The organism is Sorangium sp. So ce363 (assembly GCF_051520435.1).
Taxonomy (GTDB): Bacteria; Myxococcota_A; Polyangia; order Polyangiales; family Polyangiaceae; genus Sorangium; species Sorangium cellulosum_B.
Map to the genome: position 1 here is coordinate 1,610,584 of NZ_CP150333.1, position 22,589 is coordinate 1,633,172.

The 22,589-nt window shown below is 70.4% G+C and carries 17 protein-coding genes and 1 riboswitch; of the genes, 11 read left to right on the forward strand and 6 right to left on the reverse strand.

What is annotated here, in order from left to right; all coding sequences use genetic code 11:
* Window positions 1–215: 215 nt before the first annotated feature.
* Window positions 216–1,250 carry a lipoyl protein ligase domain-containing protein gene (locus WMF12_RS06165; protein ID WP_437868476.1) on the forward strand — a complete coding sequence of 345 codons (1,035 nt, stop codon included), beginning with the start codon at window positions 216–218 and terminating at the stop codon, window positions 1,248–1,250.
* A 6-nt stretch (window positions 1,251–1,256) separates the two neighbouring features.
* Here the strand turns inward: WMF12_RS06165 and WMF12_RS06170 are convergent, their stop codons facing one another.
* Window positions 1,257–2,711, reverse strand: a complete 1,455-nt coding sequence (locus tag WMF12_RS06170; RefSeq protein WP_437868493.1) for an aminotransferase class V-fold PLP-dependent enzyme — start codon at window positions 2,709–2,711, stop codon at window positions 1,257–1,259.
* A gap of 36 nt (window positions 2,712–2,747) precedes the next feature.
* A riboswitch (SAM riboswitch) is annotated at window positions 2,748–2,862 on the reverse strand.
* 224 nt (window positions 2,863–3,086) lie between these two features.
* On the opposite strand from WMF12_RS06170, the gene ggt reads away from it, so the two are divergent.
* The 5 genes from ggt to WMF12_RS06195 all read left to right on the forward strand — a co-directional run bounded on the left by ggt (window position 3,087) and on the right by WMF12_RS06195 (window position 11,089).
* Window positions 3,087–5,003, forward strand: coding sequence for a gamma-glutamyltransferase (ggt, locus tag WMF12_RS06175; protein ID WP_437868501.1), 1,917 nt, complete (start codon window positions 3,087–3,089; stop codon window positions 5,001–5,003).
* A gap of 1,137 nt (window positions 5,004–6,140) precedes the next feature.
* Complete coding sequence (locus tag WMF12_RS06180) at window positions 6,141–7,829, forward strand: chemotaxis protein CheA (RefSeq protein ID WP_437868512.1); 1,689 nt, start codon at window positions 6,141–6,143, stop codon at window positions 7,827–7,829.
* A gap of 55 nt (window positions 7,830–7,884) precedes the next feature.
* The gene (locus WMF12_RS06185; protein ID WP_437868530.1) at window positions 7,885–8,439 is read left to right on the forward strand and encodes a chemotaxis protein CheW; all 555 of its coding nucleotides are present in this window, start codon (window positions 7,885–7,887) and stop codon (window positions 8,437–8,439) included.
* Complete coding sequence (locus tag WMF12_RS06190; RefSeq protein ID WP_437868546.1) at window positions 8,436–9,431, forward strand: CheR family methyltransferase; 996 nt, start codon at window positions 8,436–8,438, stop codon at window positions 9,429–9,431. The genes WMF12_RS06185 and WMF12_RS06190 overlap by 4 nt, the downstream gene beginning before the upstream one ends.
* A complete protein-coding gene (locus WMF12_RS06195) occupies window positions 9,410–11,089 on the forward strand; it encodes a methyl-accepting chemotaxis protein (protein WP_437868564.1) in 1,680 nt (559 codons plus the stop codon). Before WMF12_RS06190 ends, WMF12_RS06195 begins: the two co-directional genes overlap by 22 nt.
* A gap of 245 nt (window positions 11,090–11,334) precedes the next feature.
* On the opposite strand, the gene WMF12_RS06200 is transcribed toward WMF12_RS06195, so the two are convergent.
* The 3 genes from WMF12_RS06200 to WMF12_RS06210 form a co-directional block, all read right to left on the reverse strand.
* Window positions 11,335–12,396 carry an endonuclease/exonuclease/phosphatase family protein gene (locus WMF12_RS06200; protein ID WP_437868572.1) on the reverse strand — a complete coding sequence of 354 codons (1,062 nt, stop codon included), beginning with the start codon at window positions 12,394–12,396 and terminating at the stop codon, window positions 11,335–11,337.
* Between the two features lie 187 nt (window positions 12,397–12,583).
* Window positions 12,584–12,787 (reverse strand): hypothetical protein, encoded by a 204-nt coding sequence (locus WMF12_RS06205; protein ID WP_437868577.1) that lies wholly within the window; start codon window positions 12,785–12,787, stop codon window positions 12,584–12,586.
* A 15-nt stretch (window positions 12,788–12,802) separates the two neighbouring features.
* Complete coding sequence (locus tag WMF12_RS06210) at window positions 12,803–13,498, reverse strand: TetR/AcrR family transcriptional regulator (protein WP_437868585.1); 696 nt, start codon at window positions 13,496–13,498, stop codon at window positions 12,803–12,805.
* 83 nt (window positions 13,499–13,581) lie between these two features.
* On the opposite strand from WMF12_RS06210, the gene WMF12_RS06215 reads away from it, so the two are divergent.
* Window positions 13,582–14,718, forward strand: coding sequence for an FAD-dependent oxidoreductase (locus WMF12_RS06215; RefSeq protein WP_437868590.1), 1,137 nt, complete (start codon window positions 13,582–13,584; stop codon window positions 14,716–14,718).
* A gap of 169 nt (window positions 14,719–14,887) precedes the next feature.
* On the opposite strand, the gene WMF12_RS06220 is transcribed toward WMF12_RS06215, so the two are convergent.
* Together WMF12_RS06220 and WMF12_RS06225 are read right to left on the reverse strand one after the other, a co-directional pair.
* Complete coding sequence (locus WMF12_RS06220; protein WP_437868595.1) at window positions 14,888–16,669, reverse strand: hypothetical protein; 1,782 nt, start codon at window positions 16,667–16,669, stop codon at window positions 14,888–14,890.
* Window positions 16,670–17,021: 352 nt separating this feature from the next.
* A complete protein-coding gene (locus tag WMF12_RS06225) occupies window positions 17,022–17,648 on the reverse strand; it encodes a TetR/AcrR family transcriptional regulator (RefSeq protein ID WP_437868604.1) in 627 nt (208 codons plus the stop codon).
* 33 nt (window positions 17,649–17,681) lie between these two features.
* Here WMF12_RS06225 and WMF12_RS06230 point away from each other — a divergent pair, with 33 nt between their 5' ends.
* From WMF12_RS06230 to WMF12_RS06245, 4 genes are all read left to right on the forward strand, one after another.
* Window positions 17,682–19,154, forward strand: coding sequence for an FAD-dependent monooxygenase (locus WMF12_RS06230; protein WP_437868615.1), 1,473 nt, complete (start codon window positions 17,682–17,684; stop codon window positions 19,152–19,154).
* Window positions 19,100–20,458 (forward strand): bifunctional metallophosphatase/5'-nucleotidase, encoded by a 1,359-nt coding sequence (locus tag WMF12_RS06235; protein WP_437868625.1) that lies wholly within the window; start codon window positions 19,100–19,102, stop codon window positions 20,456–20,458. Before WMF12_RS06230 ends, WMF12_RS06235 begins: the two co-directional genes overlap by 55 nt.
* Before the next feature lie 282 nt (window positions 20,459–20,740).
* Window positions 20,741–21,160 (forward strand): GNAT family N-acetyltransferase, encoded by a 420-nt coding sequence (locus WMF12_RS06240; RefSeq protein ID WP_437868640.1) that lies wholly within the window; start codon window positions 20,741–20,743, stop codon window positions 21,158–21,160.
* A 292-nt stretch (window positions 21,161–21,452) separates the two neighbouring features.
* On the forward strand, window positions 21,453–22,496 hold the full coding sequence (locus WMF12_RS06245; protein WP_437868651.1) for a hypothetical protein: 1,044 nt from the start codon (window positions 21,453–21,455) through the stop codon (window positions 22,494–22,496).
* Window positions 22,497–22,589: the final 93 nt, after the last annotated feature.

The window sequence follows — 22,589 nt, forward strand, 5'->3', positions numbered from 1 at the left end:
AGATCGCAACGGTTCGGCCCCACGGAACAGTCCTGCCAGGGATCTGCCTCGCGAGCCGGGAGAGGGTTCAACGCAAAGACGCAAAAATGCACGAGATTTGTTCTTTTGGCGCCTTTGCGCCTTTGCGTTGAACTCTCTCTCCGGAGCCCTGGCAGGCGGTGCTGGCGACCGCCGCATCGCCGCGCGCCGAGCTTCACGCCAAGGAGACTCCCTCGATGCCCGCCATGCACTCGCTCCCGCCGGTTCATCGCCCTCTCGAGGACGCGCTCGCGCTCGGCCCCGCGCTGCTCGCGCGCGCCCGCACGGCAGAGGCGGCGCCCTGGCTCGCCGCCAGCCTCGTCGAGGGGCCTGCCGTGGTGCTGGGCGCGGCCCAGCGCGCAGCGCGCGTGGTCGACCTCTCGGCCTGCGCCGCGCGCGGCGCGAAGGTCCTGCGGCGCGCCACGACGGGCACCGCCGCGTTCCTCGGCGGGCGCGGCGTCGTGTGGACCCTCGCGCTGCCGCACGCCGCCGCGCTCGCGCCCGACGCCACGGCCCGGACGCTCCTCAACCGCAACGTGCGCGGCTTTCTCAAGGGCTTCTCCCGCGCCGGCGCGCCCGCGCATTACTTCGGGCGCGAGTGGATCTCGCTGCAGCACCGCCCCGCCGCGCTGCTCGGCCTCGACGCCACGCCGGACGGCGCGGTCCTCATCGAGGTCTTCGCGGGCCTCGACGCGGCGCCCGCGATCCCCCCGGAGCTCGCGGCGCCGGACGAGCGCGTCATCGACCGCTGGCTGGGCAAGGCCCCGGCCGCGCTCTCCGAGGTCCTCCCGGCGCGCCTCTCGCTCGAGGCGCTCGCGCGCGCCGTCGTCGAGGGGGTCGCCCTCCGCGCCGCGCTCCCGCTGATCGACGGCGGCGAGGCGCCCGAGCTCGCGGCCGAGCGCTTCCAGCCCGTGACCGCGCCCGACGATCCGGTGCCGCCGGGCGCCTCCGCCGCGGCGCTGGCGCGCGTGCCCATCGGCTGGATCGAGGCCGCGGCGCTCTCTGACGATCCGCACGTCCCGCACATCCCGCTCGTTTCGCCGGCGCGCGCGTGGCTCGGCGGCGACGTGCTCACGGCGCGCTGGCTCCTCGACGCGCTCGGCCGGGGGGATGCGCCGGCGCGCGGCGAGGACGTCGACCCCGAGGCCTCGCCGCTGGAGGGGGCGACCCTCGCCGACCTGCGCGCGCTCGCGCGGCGCGCGCTCGCCCTCGGCCGCGCGCCCGGGGGCTGATCCGCCTCAGGGGGGCGCCTGGCAGGGCGCGAGCTGGCTCGCCAGGGGCCCGAGCGCCGCGCTGGCCGCGCCCCCGGCGAGCAGGCCCGCCAGCGCAGGGCGCGGGCGAGGATCCGGGTCGGGGACATGCCGCCCTCCGTCGAGGCGATAACGCCAGCGGGGACCCCGGGCGACGAGCTCGGCGATCGCGAGGAGGAACCGGTCGATGTCCGCCCCGCTGGTGCCGACGCCGAAGCTCGCCCGCACCGCGAGGGGCACCGCCGCGCTTCCGCTCGCCTCCGGCGCGCGATCCCCGGCGAGCGCCGTCATGAGCGGGTGCGCGCAGAACGACCCGTCCCGCACGCCGATGCCGTGTTCAGCGCTCAGGGCCGCGGCGACCGCGCCGGGATGGAGGCCCCGCACATTGAACGTCACGACGCCGATCCGCGGGCTCTCCGGGCCCCACATCGCGAGGCGCTCGACCCCGGGCACGGCGCACAGGCCGCGCGTGACGCGGTCGAGCAGGCTCGCCTCGTGCGCCGCCACCGCGGACATGCCCACCTCGGAGAGCGCGCGGCACGCCGCCGCCAGCGACACCGCGCCGACCACGTTGGGCGTGCCGGCCTCGTGGCGGGGCGCGCCGCTCGCCCATTCGACGCCGTCGTGCGTGACGCGCCGGACGGCGCCGCCGCCGGCGAGGTAGGGGCGCGCGGCGTCGAGCCAGTCGCCGCGGCCGACGAGCACCCCGCCGCCGAAGGGGGCGTAGAGCTTGTGACCGGACAGCGCGACATAATCGGCCCCGATCCCGGCGAGCGCGATCGCGCGGTGCGGCGCGAGCTGGGCCGCGTCCACGGCGAGCCGCGCGCCGTGGCGATGGGCGACCGCGGCGAGCTCCGGGAGCGGCCACAGCTCGCCCGTGACGTTGCTCGCCCCCGTCACGGCGAGCAGCCGATGGCGTGAGAGCACGCCGCGCAGCGCGCCGTCGGCCCGCGCGATCGCCTCGTCCGCGCTCGCGGGCACCGGGAGGACGACGGACCGACCGCGCCGCCACGGCAGCTGGTTCGCGTGGTGCTCCGAGGCGAACATCACCACCGTCGTGTCCTCGGGCAGCGCCGCGGCGAGCAGGTTGAGCGCGTCGGTGGTGTTCCTCGTGAACACCACCGTGTCCTCGTCGCGCGCTCCCACGAAGTCCGCCACCTCCTGGCGAGCGGCGGCATAGAGCTCCGTCGTCACGGTGGACGCGAACCCCGCCCCGCGGTGCACGCTGCTGTACCAGGGCAACAGCGCCGCGACCGCGTCGAGCACCGAGCGCAGGCACGGGGCGCTCGCCGCGTAATCGAGGTTCACGTAGCCCACCCGCTCGCCGGTGACGAGCGGCACGGAGAGGTCCGCCCCGACGACGGGCAAAGGGAGCGCGCCGAGGGCAGGCGGCGCCGGCGCGCCCGCGGCAGGGCGCGAATCCACGAGGGAAGCGATCGACATACCACCTCACGAGTCCAGGGGACTCCGGGCGACCAGAGTCCGCGCTTGCCCGCCGCAGATGCGGCCGGCCAGGTCGTCACCCGGGACACCCCACCGCGGATCGGAGGGTTGTCGGCCAGCGAGCCGGGGCTACGCGCTGGCGCTCATGACCTGCCGAACCATTACCGCGATGGTTGCCTTGTGGCAAGGACCGGCTCGACCTCACAGCCGCCCGCTCGGCTGCGAACGCCGGTACGGCGGTTGCATTGTGAATCTCCGGGGCAATGCGATGCCGCACATGGCGGCTCCTGGACAGGGCCCTCACGGCCGACTCTGCCGCACGAGGCGGGGTGCGACCGTGAGCCGTCCGCCCTCCAGCGCACCCCGAGAGGACCCATGAAGACACCCGGACTCCTTCTCGCTCTCTTCCTCCTTTGCGCCTCCTGCAGCGCCTGCAGACCGGACGAGAGGCTCGCTCCGGTGGGCCACGGCGGCTCCGCGCCGGGCCACGCAGGCGCCGAGCCGGACGCCACCGAGGGCGGCGCCGGGGACGACCTGTTCGCCCGGCTCCCGGAGATCGCGCCGACGGCCACCGGGCGGCGGGGGGCGGCGGCGACGGTCGATCTCCGCGGGACGCTGGCCGCCATCGAGATCCTGAAGCGAGGGGGGAACGCCGTCGACGCCGCGGTCGCCGCGGCGGGCGTGCTCGGCGTGACCGACCCGTTCTCCTGCGGTATCGGCGGCGGCGGCTTCATGCTCGTCTACCTGGCCGGCGAGCAACAGGTGGCCGCCCTGGATCACCGCGAGACGGCGCCGTCCCGGCTCGAGGCGAGGTCCTTTTATGAGAACGGCGCGCCGATCGCGTTCAATGAGCTCGTGACGAGCGGCCTGTCGGTCGGCGTGCCCGGCACGGTGCGGGGCTGGAGCGAGGCGCTCCGCCGCCATGGAACGCTCGGGCTCGGAGACGTGCTGAAGCGGGCCATCCAGGTCGCCGAGGCGGGGTTCGACGTCGACGCGACCTTCCTCGACCAGACCCGCCGCAACCTCGCGCGATTCCAGGCGATCACGAGCAGCAAAGCGCTCTTCCTGGGGCCCGACGGCGAGCCGTGGCCGGTGGGCACGATCTTCAAGAACCCGGATCTGGCCGGCACCTACCGGCTCATCGCCGAGGGGGGAGAGAAGGCGTTCTACGAAGGGCGGGTCGCCGAGGCGATCGTCGCCGCGGTGAAGTCGCCTCCGGTCGAGCCCGGGAGCGCGCTCAACGTCCGCGCCGGGGTCATCGAGCTCTCGGACCTCCAGGGCTACGAGGCCCGCGTCCGCCCCGCGCTCTCGACGACGTACCGCGACTACACCCTCTACGGCCTGGGCCTCCCGAGCAGCGGCGGGATCGCCGTCGCGGAGGCGCTGAACCTGCTCGAGGCGTACGACACGGCGACCCTCACGCCGGTCGAGGTGCTGCACCGCACCCTCGGCGCCTCCCGGCTCGCGTTCGCGGATCGAGGCGCCTTCCTCGGCGATCCCGAGTTCGTGGACGCCCCCGTCCAGGGGCTGCTCTCGAAGGACTACGCCGACGCGCGGCGCGCCCTCATCGACCTCGTCGAGGCCCCTTCGGCCGCGGCGGCGCCGGGCGATCCCTACCCATTCCAGAGCGATCCGAGCCCCGCGCCCGGCCGCGCCCCGGCGGCGAGGGGCGGGGGCGCCGGCCCGAGGGACGCGTCCGACAACGAGACGACGCACATCACGGTCAGCGACGCCGCCGGGAACATCGTGTCCTATACCTGCACCATCGAGTTCGAGGGCGGCAATGGCATCGTCGTCCCGGGGTACGGCTTCCTGCTGAACAACGAGCTCACGGACTTCAACATCCCGCCCGACCCGAGCTCGCCGCACCCCAACGCGGTCGAGCCGGGCAAGCGCCCGCGCAGCAGCATGAGCCCCACGATCGTCCTCAAGGACGGCAAGCCCGTGCTCGCGCTCGGCTCGCCAGGCGGGTCCACCATCATCACCACGGTGCTGCAGATCCTCGTCGGCCAGTTCGATCTGGGCCTCCCCATCGACAGGGCGCTCGCGGCGCCGCGCCTGTCGCAGCGCAACTCGGGCGACGGCGCCACCGACGCGGAGACGGCGTTCTTGAGCGCCCCGGAGGCCGAGGGGCTCGCGTCCCTGGGCCACGTCCTCTCCGACGCGGGCACGATGGGAGGCGAGATCGGCGCGGCCACGGCCCTGCGCTTCGACGGCGATGGGACCGTGACCGCGGTCGCCGAGCCGGTCCGGCGCCACGGCGGGAGCGCGATGGTCGAGCAGGAGCGGTGAGCGCGGCGCGCGCCCCTCGGGGCTCGGACCCGACGGCTGCCCCGAGCATCCCGGAGGCGGGGCGCTCAGGGCGCCGGAAGCCAGGCGCTGCGCCAGCGCGGTGAACCAGTCCTCGAGGTGCCACCTCCGCGCGATCCGGTCGGGCGAGGCCCGTCGCGCGATCCTGGTGTTGATGGGGCAGCAGTCGGTAAGTAACCGTGATGCTTCAGCAGCAACGGCATCGTGACCCGCGAGCGAGCGCCAGCGTTGATGCCGTCCACGCGCAATCGATGATCGGCTGCTCTGGCAGCTGTGCCAGTCGAGCTACCACGCTCCCGCGGTCGAGCTCGGCCTGTTCTGCCTTCTCGAGGGCGCCGCCCTCGACCCTCAGGAACCCTCGCGGAGCGCCGAGCGATGGATTCGAGGGTGCGGTCCGACAACGGATCTCGCCGGACCGCACCGTCCATGGGTCGCGGGCGGCGCTCACGCCCTCCAGGCGTCCTTGTGGCTCGACATCCGAACGCACCCGCGCGTCGCTCCTTCAGGCTTGCTGTGCGTTGTTGCGGCGCACATCCTTTGCTTCCCTGCTACCTGTCTCCCTACCGCCTCCCTTCCAGCTGCCTTCGACCTCCATGAGCTCCCGGTCGCGGAGCTCGCGCGCCTGGTCCGCGCGCGATCGCTGTCGCTGCGGGGATGGCGCCTCCACTCGAGGCCGCGCGCTCCGGCTGCAGGCCTACCAGCGCCTGCCCGCCCGCATGCCACCAGCGCCGTGGCCGCGAACCTCATGGAGAGGATCCGGGCGAGCCGGTAAATCATCGCGACCGACAGGGACCAGATGCGTGCCTGTTGCAAATTTCTATTGGAGGTTCCGCCTGCTCTCGTGGTAGGGTGATCCTGCTCGGGGGAGACGCCCTGCTGGCAGGTGGCTGGCAGGTGGCTGGCAGGTGGAAGAGGGGGAGTCGTGCTCATGCGCGATGGCACAGCCGCGCCATGTCCGCTGAATCGGATCGAGGGGGGCAACGATGCCGCGGAAGAAAATCCTGCTGGTCGACGATTCTCAGACCCTCCTGCGTATCGAGCATATGGCGCTGAGCAAGCACTAGAGATCGTCTTCCGGACGAGCGACGGCGCCATCTCGATCCAGCCTCTGTGAGCCGCATGGACAGCGATCGCGACGAGCTGCTCCAGACGTTCACGCCAGAGGCGCACGAGCTCCTCGACGAGATCGAGCGCGCGCTGCTGCAACTCGAGACCGGCCGCGACGCTCACGAGGTCCTCCAGCGCGTCTTCCGCGCCACCCATACGCTCAAGGGGAGCGCCGGCTCGATAGGCCTCGGCGGCTTGAGCGATCTCGGGCACGCCGCCGAGGACATCATCGAGGCGCTCTGCCGCGGCGAGCTCCCGCTCTCGACGCCCGTGGTCTCGCTGCTGCTCGAGACGGTGGACGCAGCCCGCCGGCTCGTTGCCGAGGTCGAGCGGGGGCAGGCCGAGCGCAGCACCTCGTACAGAGGGGTCGTCGCGCGCCTGGAGGAAGCGCGGCGCGGAGGGCTGAAGGCGGAGGAGGACGCGGGGGCGACGAGCGCGCGCCGCGCGACCGAGGACGACGCGGAGGGAGCGACCGGCATCAAGAGCATCCGTGTCGCCGTCGAGAAGCTGGATTGCATGGCGGATCTCATCGGAGAGCTCACCCTCGGCCGGAACAGGATCGCTCGGACGCTCCGCGCGGTGCGCGGCGACGCCGGCGCTGCGCTGCGCGACGAGATGGAGGAGCAAGATCGGCTCTGCAAGGAGCTGGAGGAGGCGGTGCGCGCCGCGCGCATGGTGCCGGTCGGCCCCTGGTTCCGGCACTACGAGCGCACGGTGCGCGATCTCGCCCACGCGCACGGCAGGCAGGCGCGCCTTCTCGTCGTGCACGGCGACGTCGAGGTGGACACGGCCGTGGTCGAGCGGTTCCGGGACGCCCTGACGCACATCCTGCGCAACGCGATCTGTCACGGCATCGAGCCGCCCGAGGCGCGGCGCGCCGCGGGCAAGGACCCCTGCGGCACGATCACCCTTCACGCTGCGCACGAGCGGGGCGGCATCGCGCTCCGGATCTCCGACGACGGCGCCGGGATGAGCCGCGAGCGCATCGCCGCCCGCGTCTGCGCGCTGGGGAGGCACCCGGAGCCCGAGGCGCTCCCCGATCATGAGCTCTTCAGCCTCGTGTTCGAGCCCGGGTTCTCCACGGCGGCGGAGTCGTCCCACCTGGCGGGGCGCGGCATGGGCATGGATGTCGTGCGGCGCAGCGTGGAGTCGATCCATGGCACGATCCGGATCGAGAGCCGCGAAGGGCACGGCACGTCGCTGTCGATCCAGCTCCCGCTCACCCTGGCCACCATCGAGGGGCTCTCCGTCGGGATCGGCGGCGAGCGGTACGTGATCCCGCTCCGCGCGGTGCTCGCCTGCTGCGATCTGCCCCGCGGCGCGCTCGCGCACGGCGGCGCCCAGGGGCTCATGATCCGGCGCGGACGCGCGCTGCCGTGCGTCCGCCTCCGGGCGCTCTTCGGGCTCGGCGGATCTCCCCCGCCGGATGAGCGCGTCGTCATCGTCGCGCACGACGGCTCCGAGGCCGGCCTCGTGGTCGACCTCCTCGACGGCGAGGGGCGCACGGTGGTCAAGCCGCTCGGCCAGCTGTTTCGCCGCGTCCGGGGCATCTCCGGCTCGACCATCCTCGGCGACGGCAGCGTGGCGATGATCCTCGACGTCGACGCGTTGCTCGGCGGCGTCCTCGGGGACCTCGGCCCGGTCGAGGCCCCCGACGAGCGCAGGGCAGCGCCAGCGGCCGCCGGAGGCAGCCCAGGATGAGCCGGCGCCCCGGCGCGCAGGGCGCCCCTTTGCCATCTCTCTCCATGGAGGCGTCATGATCTCCGACGCGTCGAGCCCCGTGTCGCAATATATCTCCTTCATCATCGCGGGGGACGAGTACGCGGTGAACATCCTCCGGGCGCGGGAGATCGTCGAGCACAGCGTCACATCGCGGGTCCCGATGATGCCAGCGTGCATCGTCGGCGCCATGAACCTCCGGGGCCGCGTCGTGCCGGTCATCGATCTCGCGGTCAAGCTCGGGCTGCCGCCGACGAGGGTGAGCCGGTGGACGTGCGTCCTCATCGTCGAGACCGAGCTCGACGGCGAGAACACCCGCCTCGGCCTGCTCATCGACGCTGTGGGCGATGTGCTCACGCTCTCCGAGGACGAGATCGAGCACGCGCCGGCCTTTGGCGCGCAGGTGCGCGTGGATCAGCTGCTCGGGATGGCGAAGGTGGGCCAGAAGCTCGTGCTGCTGCTCAACATCGACCGCATCCTCTCGCCGGCGGAGCTCTTGGCCTCGACGACGCCCGGCCCCTCGGCCCCCGGGGCCCCGCCGGCGCTCCCAGGCGGCCACGGTGCGCCGGCCGGCGAAGGGGACAGGCCATGATCTCGCTCGCCGAGCTGGGCCCGCGCGCCCTCAGCGACGAGGAGTTCGCGCTGTTCCAGAGGCTCGTCAAGAGCGCCTCGGGCATCGCGCTCGGCCCGCAGAAGAAGCCGCTCCTGATCTGCCGCCTAGGGCCCCGGCTCCGCGCGCTCGGGCTCCGCAGCTTCGGCGAGTACTACCGCCGCGTGACCGCGCCGGGCGGCGAGGGCGAGCTCGTGCACATGCTCGACTGCATCTGCACGAACGAGACCCATTTCTTCCGGGAGCGCGATCAGTTCGATCTCCTCGAGCGCGAGATCCTCCCGGCGTGGCACGAGAGCGCGGGCCACGGAGCGTCCTTCGCGCGCGGCCGCCGCCCGCTGCGCGCCTGGAGCGCGGCCTGCTCGACCGGGGAAGAGCCCTGCTCGATAGCGATGTCGTTGCTCGACAGCCTGCCCTCCCGGGATCGCAGCGACGCGGCGGGACAGGCGCCGCCACGGGCCGCCGCCGCGTCGACCGGCGCTCCGGGGATCTGCATCCTCGCGACGGACCTCTCCGTCCGCGCGCTCGACCAGGCGCAACGCGCGGTGTGGCCGATCGAGCGGGCCTCGGAGATCCCGGAGGAGCGCCTGCGCACCTACATGCTCCGCGGGACGGGCGCGAGCGCGGGCCTCATGAAGGCCCGGCCGGAGCTGCGCAGGCTCATCACCTTCCGGCGCTTCAACCTGCTCGACGCGGCACCCAAGCGATTCGGCCTCTTCGATCTGATCTTCTGCCGGAACGTCCTCATCTACTTCGACGCCGCGACGAAGGCGTCGATCGTGGCGAGGCTCATCGCCAGCCTCGCGCCTTCAGGGTACCTGTTCCTCGGACACGCCGAGGGCCTCCACGGGACGGACCACCGCGTGCGGTGCGTCGCGCCATCCGTGTATCGGCTCCCGCCCCCGGCGGGGCTCGAAGGAAGCCGCACCACATCTAGCCCGGAGCATGCATCATGCTTGCGCATATCGGAGTAGGCCGGAAGCTCTACCTCGGCTTCGCCGCCATGGTCGTCATCGTCCTCGGACTGGCGGGCACGGCCTACCAGAGGTTCGCGGAGCTCGACGAGGCCCGCTCATGGGACCAGCACACGTACGAGGTGATGCTCACGACGAGAGAGATCATGGCGTCGCTGCTCGACACCGAGACAGGAGAGCGCGGCTTCGTCATCACCGGGGCGGAAGCGTTCCTGGAGCCGTACCGCAGCGGGCGCGACCGGTTCGAGCAAAGCCTGAGCCGTGCCCGGGAGCTCACCAGGGACAACCCGCGCCAGCAGACGCGCCTCGAGAAGATCGACAAGCTCCACGACGAGTGGCTCTCCTCCGTGCTGGAGCCGATCATCCGGTACCGCCGCAGCGCGGACGAGGCGAGGGCGCCGGCGGATCGCGCCGTCGAGGAGGTCAGGCAGGGGCGCGGGAAGAGCCTCATGGACCAGATGCGCGCGGCGCTCAAGGAGATCGACGACGAGGAGATCGCCCTCCTCGCCCAGCGGCAGGCGGCGACGAACGCGCTCGTCAAGACGATGTACGTGACGCTGCAGATAGGAGGTCTGCTCGCGATCGTCGTCGCCGCCGTGCTCGCCCTCGTCTTCAGCAGGATGATCCTCTTGCCGCTCACCCAGGCGGTGTCGATCCACCAGCGCATCGCCGGGGGCGACTTCACGGGCCACGTCACGGTGAAGAGCTCCGACGAGTTCGGCCAGATGCTCGGCGCCGTGAAGGCCATGTCGGAGCGCCTGGCGGGCCTCATCGGCGAGGTCCGGAGCGGCGCGGTCTCGGTCTCCTCGGTCTCGGTGCAGCTCTCGGCGACGGCGCAGAGCCTGTCGCAGGGCACCAGCGAGCAGGCGGCGTCCGTGGAGGAGACGATGACCAGCCTGCAGCAGCTGAGCGGCACGATCGCGAAGAACGCCGCCAACTGCAAGCAGGTCGAGGAGACGGCGCACCGGAGGACGAGGGACGCGGAGCAGAGCGGTCAGGCGGTCCGGGAGACGGTCGAGGCGATGAAGGCGATCACCCAGCGGATCGTGATCATCGAGGAGATCGCGTACCAGACGAACCTGCTCGCCTTGAACGCCGCGATCGAGGCGGCTCGCGCGGGCGAGCACGGCAAGGGCTTCGCCGTGGTCGCCACGGAGGTGCGGCGGCTGGCCGAGCGAAGCCGGGATTCGGCGAAGGAGATCGGCTCGTTCGCCACGTCGAGCATCGTCGTCGCGGAGCGCTCGGGACAGCTCATCGCGGAGCTCGTCCCGTCGATCCGGGAGACCGCGGAGCTGGTGCAGGGCGTCGCCGTGGCATCCAAGGAGCAGTCGAACGGCGTGGCCCAGATCAGCGGGGCGGTGGAGCTGATAGAGCAGTCCACGCAGCGCAACGCGGCGATCTCCGAGGAGCTCGCCAGCACGGCGGCCGAGCTCTCGGCGCAGGCAGAGCAGCTCCAGAGCGTGATGGCGTCGTTCCGCCTCGCGCAGGAGAGCGACGGCGACCCGGGCCAGAGGCCAGCGGCGCCGGGGCGTTTACCGGACCGCCGCGGCGGCAAGGCGCTGTGGAGGCCGCCGCAGAAGGGCCCCCCGAGCGGCGGCGCATCGAGCAACGGGCGCGCGCCGCGCGCCGCAGGCGATCAGGACTTCGTCCCGTTCTAGAGCGGCGGTCGCCCGCTTCGGATACGGGCCCACCTCGACGTTCTCGGTGCTCAGCGCACCGGAGTGCGCTTGCGCGCCGAAAACGCCGATCTGGGCCCGTCTCCTGTGCGGGCGACCGCCGCTCTGCTCTGCTCCTCGAAGAAGTGACGCTGTATCAGGAGCTTATCGATGCATCGAGGAGGCCGCGTTCACTCCGCAGCCTGCGGGCGCTACAGCGCGCAAAGCCGCAGAACCCGCGAGCGGGCTCAAGTCTCCTCTTCGATCACGTCCTGCGCTTCCTTCTTCATCGGCTTGTACTTGAAGATCGCGCGAATGATGCCGTGATCGTTGGTGCCGTCGGCCTTGTGATCCTCGAAGTTCAAATGATCATTATTCACCGTCATGCCGTCGAACATCCATAGACGTTTGCGGCTGTTGTCGTAAAACTCCTGGCTCACCAGGATGTGATCGAGCGATTCGCGTATGTCCTGATGGACATGCGTGTAGTAGACGTCCCTTGTGTCGCGATACTCCTGCAAGGTCTGCGCGGTATAGAGTGCGGTGTCCCCACCTCCAGCCGAATCGCCTACCAGGTACTTCGGTTGGCCGGTCAATACATTGGCAGTGTTGCTCTGCTGCCCATCGTTGATATCGCCGATCACGATGACGGGTGTATTGTTGCCCTTCATCTGTTCTGTCAAAAGGAAGCGAAGCGCTGCCGCTTCCGCCGTTCGACGGATCGTCGAAAGCGCCGACCCGAGCCCCGCCGAGTGCTTTGAATATGCAGTCCTGTCTGCCTTGAACCAGGCTTCGTTGAATACTTTCGTCGGCGCCTTGGATTTGAAGTGGCATACGTAGACATGAATCGCAGGGTCGTTTTCGCGCGGTTTTATCGTGAAGTGGAGAACCGGTCTGGAGAAGCCGCTGATGCCCACGTTGATGTCCGGCGTTTGCGGATCGTCGCCGCTGGATTGCAGAACGAATTTTCTGTGGAAACGCTCTATCCAGTTCGGCTGGCCTTCCAGGAGTCCCTTGCGTACGATGGCGGCACAGACGATCTTCGTTCCCGTAGCCTCTGCCGGCGTCAGCACATCGTAATTTTCCGTCATGCCCGCGGTCTGCAAGCATTTGTTCAAGGAATCTCGGTGCCATAATTCCTGGAACCCGCAAACGTCGGGTTTCAGTATTTTTAGCTGCCGGGCGACCCATTTGAGCTTGAGATTGTATTGATCCTGGGTCCAGCCCTCCGGGTCCGAGTACATCGGTAATCCGGGTTCGTTGAGGTTGAAGAGATTGAAGGTCGCAATGCTCAGCTCTCTCAAATTCATGGTCGTTTTATTTCCTCCAGGGGTTGCCACTCAAGTATGGACGACGAATCCGACGAATCGTGGATTCGCCGTCCTGCGACGCTTCCTCCGCGTCGCTGCTCCAATGCGCGATGCGCCGCAGGTGCAGCGTCGGTCGGTTTACCATTGAGCGCCACAGGAGCCAGGAAATCCAAACGCGATCCGAATGTCAATCTCCTCGTAGTGGCCATCCCACCATACAGCCACGCTGTACGCGCTGGTTGACGTAGAGAACCGCATCCCTCCTGAAAGCGAGCTCGATGACGCGGAGCGGGCGGAGTAAGCGCTCCAGGTAGCCGCGCATGTCCGCATCGTCGTCGGCGACGATGCGCGTCCTCGCGCCCTCGGAGGTTTCACCGACCGGCGCTTGCATCGCGACGTCCGCGGCTTACTTCGAGGCCGCGATTCCGGCGAGGATGAGGTCGATCCCGGCGAGGAACTCTTTGCGGTCGTCGTGGCCGGCGAGGTGGGCGGCGACGTTTCGGGTGAACGGGTACTCACGGGCGTCGAGCTCGCGCCAGCGCGCCGCCGCCGCCTCGAGGAAGTCGACGCGGTTCGTCGACGGCGCGAGCTCGCGGCGCGCGAACTGGCTCGCCGTGGCGTTCTGGACGCTCACCCCGATGACGTAGCTGAGCAGCGTCGACGCCGCGGTGAACTGGGCGCTCCCGCGGACGCCCAGCGCCTCGACCTGGCGGCCGAGGCGCTCGTAGATCCGCAGCATCGCCGTCTCCCACGGAGCGCGTGAGAGCTGCGCTCCCACCCACGGGTGCGCCTCGATCGCGTCGAACACGCCGAGCGCGACGCGATGGATCGCCTCGTGCGGCCGGGTCGAGCCGCGCACTTCGCCCATCGTGCGCGCGACCACGGCGTCGGTCGCGGCGGCGAGGAGCTCGCTCCTGTTCGTGACGTGCCAGTAGATTGCGCCCGGGCCCGTCGCCAGGCTCGTCGCGAGCGCGCGGAACGTCAGCCCATCCTCACCGTCCGCGTCCAGCAGCGCGATCGCCGCTTCGACGATCCGCTCGCGCGAGAGCGCATCCTCGCGGCGTTTCTCGCGCTCCGGCCCTCGCGCCGCCTTCTTCGCCACGGCTCCATCTTGACAGTTCTGGAGCGGCGTTCCAGGTAAATGAGTGGAACGATGTTCCAGGCTGAAGACCGAGAGGAATCAAGATGACTTCCATCACCATCATCGGCGCCGGACCGGGCGGGCTCACCCTCGCGCGCGTCCTCCACGTCCACGGGATCCGGGCGACCGTGTACGAGGCGGACGCCTCCGCCGAGGCGCGTACCCAGGGCGGGATGCTCGACATCCACGACTACAACGGCCAGCTCGCGCTCGAGGCCGCCGGCCTCTTCGACGAGTTCCGCCGCATCGTCCACGAAGGCGGTGAGGCGATGCGCCTGGTCGATCCGCGGGGCACGGTCCTCCTCGACCAGCCGGACGACGGCTCCGGCGTTCGCCCCGAGGTGCTCCGCGGCGACCTCCGGCGCATCCTCCTCGACTCACTCCCGCCTGACACCGTGCGATGGGGCCGCAAGCTCACGGGCGTGCGCGCGCTCGGCGACGGAAAGCACGAGCTCACCTTCGCGGACGGGTCGACCGTGACCACCGGCCTCGTCGTCGGCGCCGACGGCGCGTGGTCGAGGATCCGGCCGCTCCTCTCCGACGCGAAGCCCGAATACGTCGGCACCACCTACATCGAGACGTACCTGCTCGACGCCGACGCGCGGCATTCCGCCAGCGCCAAGCTCGTCGGCGGGGGCGCGTTCTACGCGCTCACGCCCGGCAAAGGCATCATCACGCACCGCGAAACGAACGGCGTCCTCCACACCTACGTCGCGCTCACGAGGCCAAAGGCGTGGATCGAGGACATCGACTTCACCGACCCGGAGACGGCGCGGGCGCGCGTCGCCGCGGAGTTCGACGGCTGGGCCCCCGCCCTGATCGCGCTCATCACCGACGGCGAGACCGATCCGGTCCCGCGCATGATCCACAAGCTCCCCGCCGGGCATCGCTGGGATCGCGTGCCCGGCGTGACGCTCCTCGGCGACGCCGCGCACCTGAGCCCGCCCGACGGGGAAGGCGCAAACCTCGCGATGGTCGACGGCGCGGAGCTCGGCAAGGCCATCGCCGCGCACCCGAATGACCTCGAAGCCGCGCTCGCCGAATACGAAGAAGCGATGTTCGTTCGTGGAGCGAAGGCCGCCCCCGAAGCCGCGGCGACCTTCGAGCTTTGCTTCGGCGAAACCGCCCCGCACGGCCTCATCGCATTGCTGTCGGGCGGGGAGGCGCGGTCGAGCGGCTAAGATGTGCGCCTGCCGTCGAAGCGCTGTACCACATCCACCGGGCCCCCTCGTCGATGCCGCAGACGATCCGGAACTCGTTGCCGGGCGGGAAGCCGCGGCGTGCGTAAAGCCCCCTCCGCGGCGCCCGTTCGCGAGATCCCGGCGTCGCGCGCGCCCGCCGCGTCCACCCTCACCGGGGCGCGTCGCGCTTCCTGAACCACTTGGAGAGGTAGCGCTCTTCGAGGTCGATGAAGGCTTCGCGCATCATGGCCTCGTAGACGATGGCCTCGAGGATCCCAGGGCGCGGGGCGGGGGTCTGCTGTTGAATGAGCCCGGCCGGGACCCGCCGCGCGATCTTGTAGCTCGTGAGCAGCGGCTCCGCGTCTCCGGGCAAGATGAACTCCGTCTTGAAGAAGAACTTGAGCCCCATGATGATGAGCTGCGGCTTCTTGCTGGCGTGGGCGATCCCGGACGACTCGACGCGATAGCTCACCACGAGGGAGGGGGAGGTCACGGTGAGCTGCTCCTCGGCGGCGCCCTCGAGGGGCGGGCCCGGCTCGAAGGTGACGAACTCCGGCTCGAACCCCCGCGCAAGCCCCTCCACCAGGGCCGACGCGGTCCGCTTCTCCTGGGGATCGAGGCGGGTCGCATCCACGTAGCGGCTCGGCAGGGACGCGGCGCCGCTGAACATCGGGATCTTCCTGACGATCTCGTCGGCGCGCTCCAGGTCCTGCGACGGAAGCCGCCGGAAGCGGACCTGGACGGCCGGGCCGCGGAGGCCCTGCGGCGTGCTCCTGGGCCCCACGCGCTCCGCGTAGGCGAGGAGCCGCCGCACGAAGTCCGCGTTCTGCTCGCTCCCTTCGGGCATCTCGCTCTTGTACCGATCGAGCGCGCGCGCATAGAGCGCGTGCCTGGCGTCGTTGAACGTCTTGTCCAGGCCGTGCTTCGGGTAGCGCTCCGCGAACGCCAGCAGCGCCGCGAGCGTACCCACCTCCCGCGCCCGCTCGAGCTCCGCGGCGAGCGCGGCGCGGCGGGCCGCGGCGACCTCGGCCTGGATGCCCGTCCTGGGGTGGGCGCGGAGGAAGTCGTCGATGGCCTCGACCGAGCCTTTCGCCACCGCGAGGCGCAGCTCGGCCCGCGGCAGCAGCACCTGCGAGACGACCTCCGCGTGGCCGCGGCCGCGCGCGACGTAGCTCTGGTACGCGGCCACGTCGTCGCGCTCCCGCGCCGCGGCGTACATCCGAGCGTCGCTCATCCGGTTGCGGAGGAAGAAGAGCCCCAGGCCGAGGGCCACGCCGACCGCGGCCGCGAGGAGCCATGCATAGCTCTGCCACCCCGGGACCTCGCGCGAGAGCGGGATCGGCGACGCGAACGGGCTCTCGATGGCAGGCGGCTCGAAGGGATCGAGCCGGCGCAGCTCCGCGGCGTCGGGCTTCGCCTTCATGCGGCTGCACGCCGCTTCGACCTCCCGGATCACGTCGTCCGAGCGCGACGGGTCCTCGAGGGGAAAGGCGTGCTGCGTGCCGCCGAACGTGAGGACCACGGCGCCCCGAGGGCCCGCCGAGACGCGCGAGAGCTCCGCGAGCGAGAAGACCCGGAGCCTGTGGTCGCGCGCGTCGACCAGGTTCGCGGGGAAGACGAACAGGCCGGGCGCGAACGGCAGCGTGATGAGGTCGGCGTTGTAGGCGAGCGCCCGGAGCACGCCGATGACGGTGATCGCGGCGAGCAGCACGTACGCGGCGGCCGCCGACGTCGGGTGGAGCGCGAGAACGCTGTTGACGTCGCCCAGGCCGGCCGCACAGAGCGCCGCCAGCAGGAGGCCCGAGGCGGCGCTGACTGTGAGCCAAGCCACGATGGTGCGCCGAGTCCCGAACCGGCTGACGATCGGCGCCGGCGCGAACCGCCCGCGGAACGCCTCGATCACGCCGTCCTGGATGGTACGCGGAAGCTTGTAGAAATTGATCTCGTTCATCGCGCTGCTCCCACTCGGCGCCGGAGCGCGGCGCCCTTCCACGCCTCGACCTGACGATCGACTCTAATGCATTTCGCTCCGAGCTCCGAGACCGGAGATGGCAACTCCTTGCAGCAGGAGCGTGCGGCGATGCGTCGACTTCTGCTCCTCTGGCACTTATGCAGTCTCGTCGGCGCCGGCGCTGCGGTGGGCTGCGGCGATGACGAGCCCCGGAGGGCTCGAGCGCCCGGCCAAGGGCATGACGCTGATGCTTGGCGGAAGGTTTACAGGATCTCGCGCTCGCTGAAGCGGGGGAGGCGAGCGCCGCGAGGACCGGAGTGGTGGGGCAGCGGGCTCCCTGGGTCGGGATGGGTCATCCGGTCGTCTGCCAGCTCGAGCCCGCCGCCATTCCGTGGAGGGCCGCAAAGCCGCGATCGATCAACGCGATGAACGCAGCGTTCGCCTTCTTCGCCGAGCCTCCGCGCTCGAACACGCGGATCGCTTCGCCGTACGCCGTGCGCCACGTCAGCACGACCATGCCGGCGACGAGCCGCGCGAGGCCATCGGGCTTCGGACCAGCGAGCTCGACCGCGAGCCCCTCGACCACCTCGTCCCCGATCTCGCGGAGGCGCGCCTTGAGCGACGGGCTCGCCGCAACGACGCGCCACCAGCCGACCGTCTGGCCGTCGATGCGAGCGAACGGATGCTTCTGCTCGCACAGCCTGTCGACGAGGCGGCGGAGCGCGTCGATCGACGGCTGCCCCTGCGACCTCCCGCGGATTGCCTCGCGCAAGAGCAGCTTCACCTCGTCCTCGCGATCCAGGAGGAGGTCCTCCTTGCGCGCGAAGTAGTTGAACACCGTCATCTTGGAGACATTTGCGGCGGCGGCGATCTCTTCGACCGTCACGGCGTCGAAGCCGCGCGCGAAGAACATCGCCGTCGCGACGTCGGAGATCCGCTGCCTGGTCTCGCGCTTCTTGCTTTCGCGGAGCTCGCCCATGGATCAGATCTTAGACCAAGACAAAAATTTTGTATGGCAAAAAAATTTACCGAGTATAAAATTAACGTCATGACTCACGACGTGGTCGTCGCAGGCGCTGGCCCGGTCGGGCTCTTCCTCTCGATCGAGCTCGCGACCGCGGGCGTGGAGCCGCTCGTGCTCGAGCGGCTCGCGGAGCCCGACCGCACGATCAAGGCCGCCGGGGTCGGCGCGGTGGCAGCCGAGGCGCTGGAACGACGCGGGCTCGCGGGGGCGCTCGACGACGAGCGCCGTGCCACCATGGCGCTGATGATGCCGGCGCTGAAGGCGCGCTTCGGACCTGGACCGATGAAGAGGCCGGGAGGCCATTTTTCTGGACTGTTCTTGATCGACCCGAGCCTCCAGCGCGACCCGGAGCGCCACATGCGCCCCGTGCCGCAAGAGGCGCTCGAGAGGATCCTGATCGCGCGCGCGACGGAGCTCGGGATCGAAATCCGTCGCGGCGTCACGGTGGAAGGTTTCGAGCGGGACAACGACGGCGTGACCGTGCAGACGAGCGCGGGCCCGCTGAGCGCGAAGTACCTCGTCGGCTGCGACGGCGGCCGGAGCCGCGTCCGCAAGCTCGCCGGCTTCGAGTTCCCCGGCACGGATCCGACCATCACCGGCTATCAAGCCGTCGTCGAGCTCGATATGCCCGAGAAGCTCGCGACGGGCTGGCACCGAACGCCGCGCGGCCTCGTCGCGTCCGGACCGATGCCGGGGCGCGTCTTCACGGCGGAGTTCAACGGGCCGCCGCCCAATCGGGATGCGCCGATCACGCAAGCCGAGGTCGAAGCGGCGATCCAGCGCGTGAGCGGCACCGACGTCAAGATCCTGTCGATGACGATGGCGACGCGCTGGACCGACAACGCCCGGCAAGCAACGACCTACAGGATGGGCCGCGTCCTTCTCGCCGGTGACGCCGCGCACGTCCACTCGCCCTTCGGCGGTCAGGGCTTGAACCTCGGCCTCGTCGACGCCGCGAACCTCGGCTTCAAGCTCGCCGCGGCGGTGAAGGGGCGCGAACATCTCCTCGACTCGTACACCGCCGAGCGCCACCCCGTCGCTGCGCGCGTCCTCGAGAATACCCGCGCGCAAGTCGCGCTCATGCGTCCTGACCCGCTCACGAGCGCGCTCCGCGCCATCGTGAGCGACCTGATGAAGCTGCCCGAAGGCAATCGCTACTTCGGCGAGATGCTCACGGGCGTCGGCGTTCGTTACGACCTCGGTGACGACGACCCGCTCGTCGGCACCCTCGCGAAGGACGAGCTCCTCACGCTCGAAGGCGGCAGCGAAGAGCGGCTCTATGTGCTGATGGAGAAGGGCGGCGGCCTCTTCATCTCGCCTTCGGAACGGTCACTCCCGCAAGACGTGCACCATGCACGCACCAAAGACGGCCCGTCGATGCTCGTCCGACCCGACGGCTGCATCGCGTGGACAGACGCGTCGTCGACGTCGCTCGACGACGCGCTCGCGCGCTGGTTCTGAATCGGAGCGACGCGCCCGTCGTCGCGCCGCCGCGCACGCTCCTCCTCTCGGGCGGCGACAATTTCACCGGCCCCGCCATCTCGACGTATTTCAACGGCGTGTCCATGGCGAGCGCGATGGGTCGCATGGGTTATGCCGCATCGGCGTTCGGCAATCACGAGTTCGATTTCGGCGTGCCTCAATTTTCGAAGCTCCGTGACCTCGCGCGATTGCGTTACCTCGCGGCGAACGTGAAGATCGACGACGCGAAGCTCGCGGACGAGCTCGCCATCCGGCGTTACGAGGTCTTCGAGCGCAAGGGCGTGAAGATCGGCGTCGTGGGGCTCGCCGCAGCAGATACGCTGAAGGCCGCGATGGCCGAGCGCTTTCGAGGGATCACGTTCGAGCCCACCGAGGCCTCGCTCGACAGAGCGATCCATGAAGCGCGGGAGACGGGAGCCGCCGACGTCGTCGTCGTGACCGCGCACGAATGCCCCGACGATCTCTTGCCCATCGTGAAGAAGCACCCGGAGTGGCAGCTCGCGTTCGTCGGAGGGGGCCATTGCCACAGGAAGATCGACGCGCGCGCAGGCGACACGCCCGTCATCACCCCCGGCTGGCGCCTGCACCAGTACGCCCGCGTCGCCATCACCATCAACCCCGACAATCCCCCGCGGGCCCGCGTCGTCACGATCAGCCATTCCATCGTCGACGTGGCGACCGATCCGCAAGTCCCAGCGGATCCTCCGCTCGCGCGGCTCGTCACGGCGTCGAGAACGAAGGTCGACGGCGCGCTCGGGAAGGTCATCGGCCATTCGGAGGACGGGATCGGCCCGGAGGAGGCCGTCGGCAAGATCGTGAGCGACGCCTGGCTCCACGAGGTGGGCGGCGACGTGGCGATCATGAACCGAGGCGGCGTGCGACAAACCATCCCGCGGGGGCCGATCACCCACGCGACGATCTGGAGCGTGCTCCCGTTCGACAACCGCCTGGTGAAGGTATCTATCGACGGCGCGTCGCTCGCGAAGGACCTCGAGGCGAAGTCGTTCATCATCTCCGGCGCGAAGAGAGCGCCGAACGGAGATTGGTCGGTGGGCGGCAAGCCGATGGATCCGAAGACGCGCTACACGGTCATCATCACCGATTTCATGTACGGGGGCGGTGACGGCGCCGTCTTCGCGGCGCAAGATCCGAAGGCCGTGGGGACGGGGCTCTCGTGGCGAGATCCGGTGATCGCGTGGATCGAAAAGAAAAAGAGCGCGGAAGGGGGGCCGCTCGAGAAGAAGCTCGACGAGAGGCCGGCGCCAGCGGGCAAGCAGAGATAATCGATCGGACCTATCGGGGACATGCTGGAGACGCGCTCGTCGCCGGAGGACCTCGCGCGAGGAAAGGTCGCATGAAGGACGGCGAGCGCACGCATCTCCTCGAGCGTCTCGATCACCACCGCCTGTGTCTCGCGGAGCCTGGGAGCGTGGCGCGGGAGTTCTCCCCCGACCGGTCGGCGTGCCGGCTCCTCCTGGCGCCGGCGACGCCCGCGGGTGCTCCCTCTCGCGACCGCGGGCGGAGCCCCGGTGGGCGGCGGCGCCTGGCCCCCGGGAACGGACATCGTGCGCGTCGAGGACGAGCGTGGCCTGGCGGACGTCGCCGAGATCTCCCGCGATATCGGCCGCCGGGACGTCGACGCGGAGACGCGGCGCCTGGCGGGCATCCTGCGGGATACGCCGGACGGGATGACCGTCCACGTGCTGCGCTTCAACGGCGAGCCGGTCGCCTGCGGGCGCACGCACTACGCCGAGGGCAGCGAGTTCGCTGAGCTGGCGGGCGGCCGGACCCAATCCGCCCACCGCGGGCGTGGCTACTTCAGCGCCCTGGTCCGGCACCGGCTGGCCGAAGCCTTGGCGCGCGGCCGCACGTATGCGCTGGTCGACGCGCTGCCCACCTCCGAGCCGATCCTGCGGCGGCTCGGCTTCACGGTTCTGACCAGCACCCGACCGTATGTCTACGAGCCGGCGGGAGGCGCGCCCTGAGCACGGATCGCGGGGCCGCGTTCACTCCACAGCCCGCGGGCAAATGACGTCGTTCGGCGGCCGTTTCGACGTGGCGCCGTTCACGGCGGTGGACGAGCAGCGAACGGCCGAGCGAGCCGTTCAAATCTCGCAAACGTCGGGGTATGCTTTTGCCGGGATGCCGGGGGATTTGTCCAGTCGCGCCGCAAGGGCAGCGCTCAGCGCGAGCTCGCTCGCCGCTGCGCTCGTCTGTTGCCGGGGCGAGGCGCTCGCGCAACCGGCGGCCGCTCCTCTCCCGGCAGAGCCGGCGCCTGTGGCGCAGGGGCCGGGCCGGGCGCCGGGGCTCCGGGGCGGGGCGCCGCTGTTCCACCTCGGCGCGCGCGACAACGCGCTTCGCACGAGCCAATTCGGCTGGACCACCAGCGCCACCACCAACGTCTTCGGTCTCGACGGCGGGCCTTACAGCGACGACGGCGAGTACGCCGGCATGACCTTCTCGCTCGTTCCCCGCTACTCGTTCGTGAGCACGAAGGAACACTGGGCCTGGGTGGGCACCGACATCGCCCTGAACGTGCCCCTGTCAGACGGCGATGTCCCCGGAGAGGACTCCGTCACTCTGGCGGACCTTCCCCTCCAGGCCGCGTACACCTACACGATCTTTCAGGACGACAAGGGCCTCGCCCTGCTCGCCGGGCCTCGGCTCGGCGTCGCGCTCCCGACGTCGCCGGCGAGCCGGTACACCGGAGTCTACGCGCGCACGCGGCTCGGGCTCGGTGTGCTCGCGAACCTCCCCCTGCTCGATGAAGAGTGGTTGAACGGCGTCTTCTTCTCGGCCGGCGGCGTATGGGAGCACCTGTTCTCGCAGGCCACCACGCCCTCGAACGGCGACCCCGTCAGACCTCGTTCGTCCCCGTCGGGCGAGGTGCAGCTCGACGATCGGCTCTCGGGGGACTTCCTGCTGCGCGATCAGCTGTCCGTGCGGATGAGCTTCTGGGTCAACCTCTGGGGCGATCTATCGCTCGGCAACACGTGGGGGCTCGTGGCCCGATTCCGTGACGTGCCGTTCGATGAAGGCTGTGTGCAGACCGTGCTGACGTGCGTGCCCGTGGAGTCGCGCGGCTCGTCGGCAACGACCAGCACAACGTTCGAGGTGTCGCTGAGCTACCCGGCCGAGGACATCGCGTGGTTCGAGCTCGGCTACGACAACACCGCGCCCAGCCTGGGGGAGGACGGACAGCACCGTTCCCTGTTCTACAGCCCTGGTGCGCAGCTGTACCTCTCGATGTCCCTGTTCCTCGATAGCCTCTATGCGAGGGCGACAACCCCGTCTGCCAAGCAGCTGACCGCTGCGCGCTGAGTCGGCGGATCCTTGGTAAGAGCGCCCCGCTCGGCGCGCAGGGCGGCGGCCAGGGCCAACGCGGCTGTCCGAGCGGGCTCAGAGAGCGAGCGA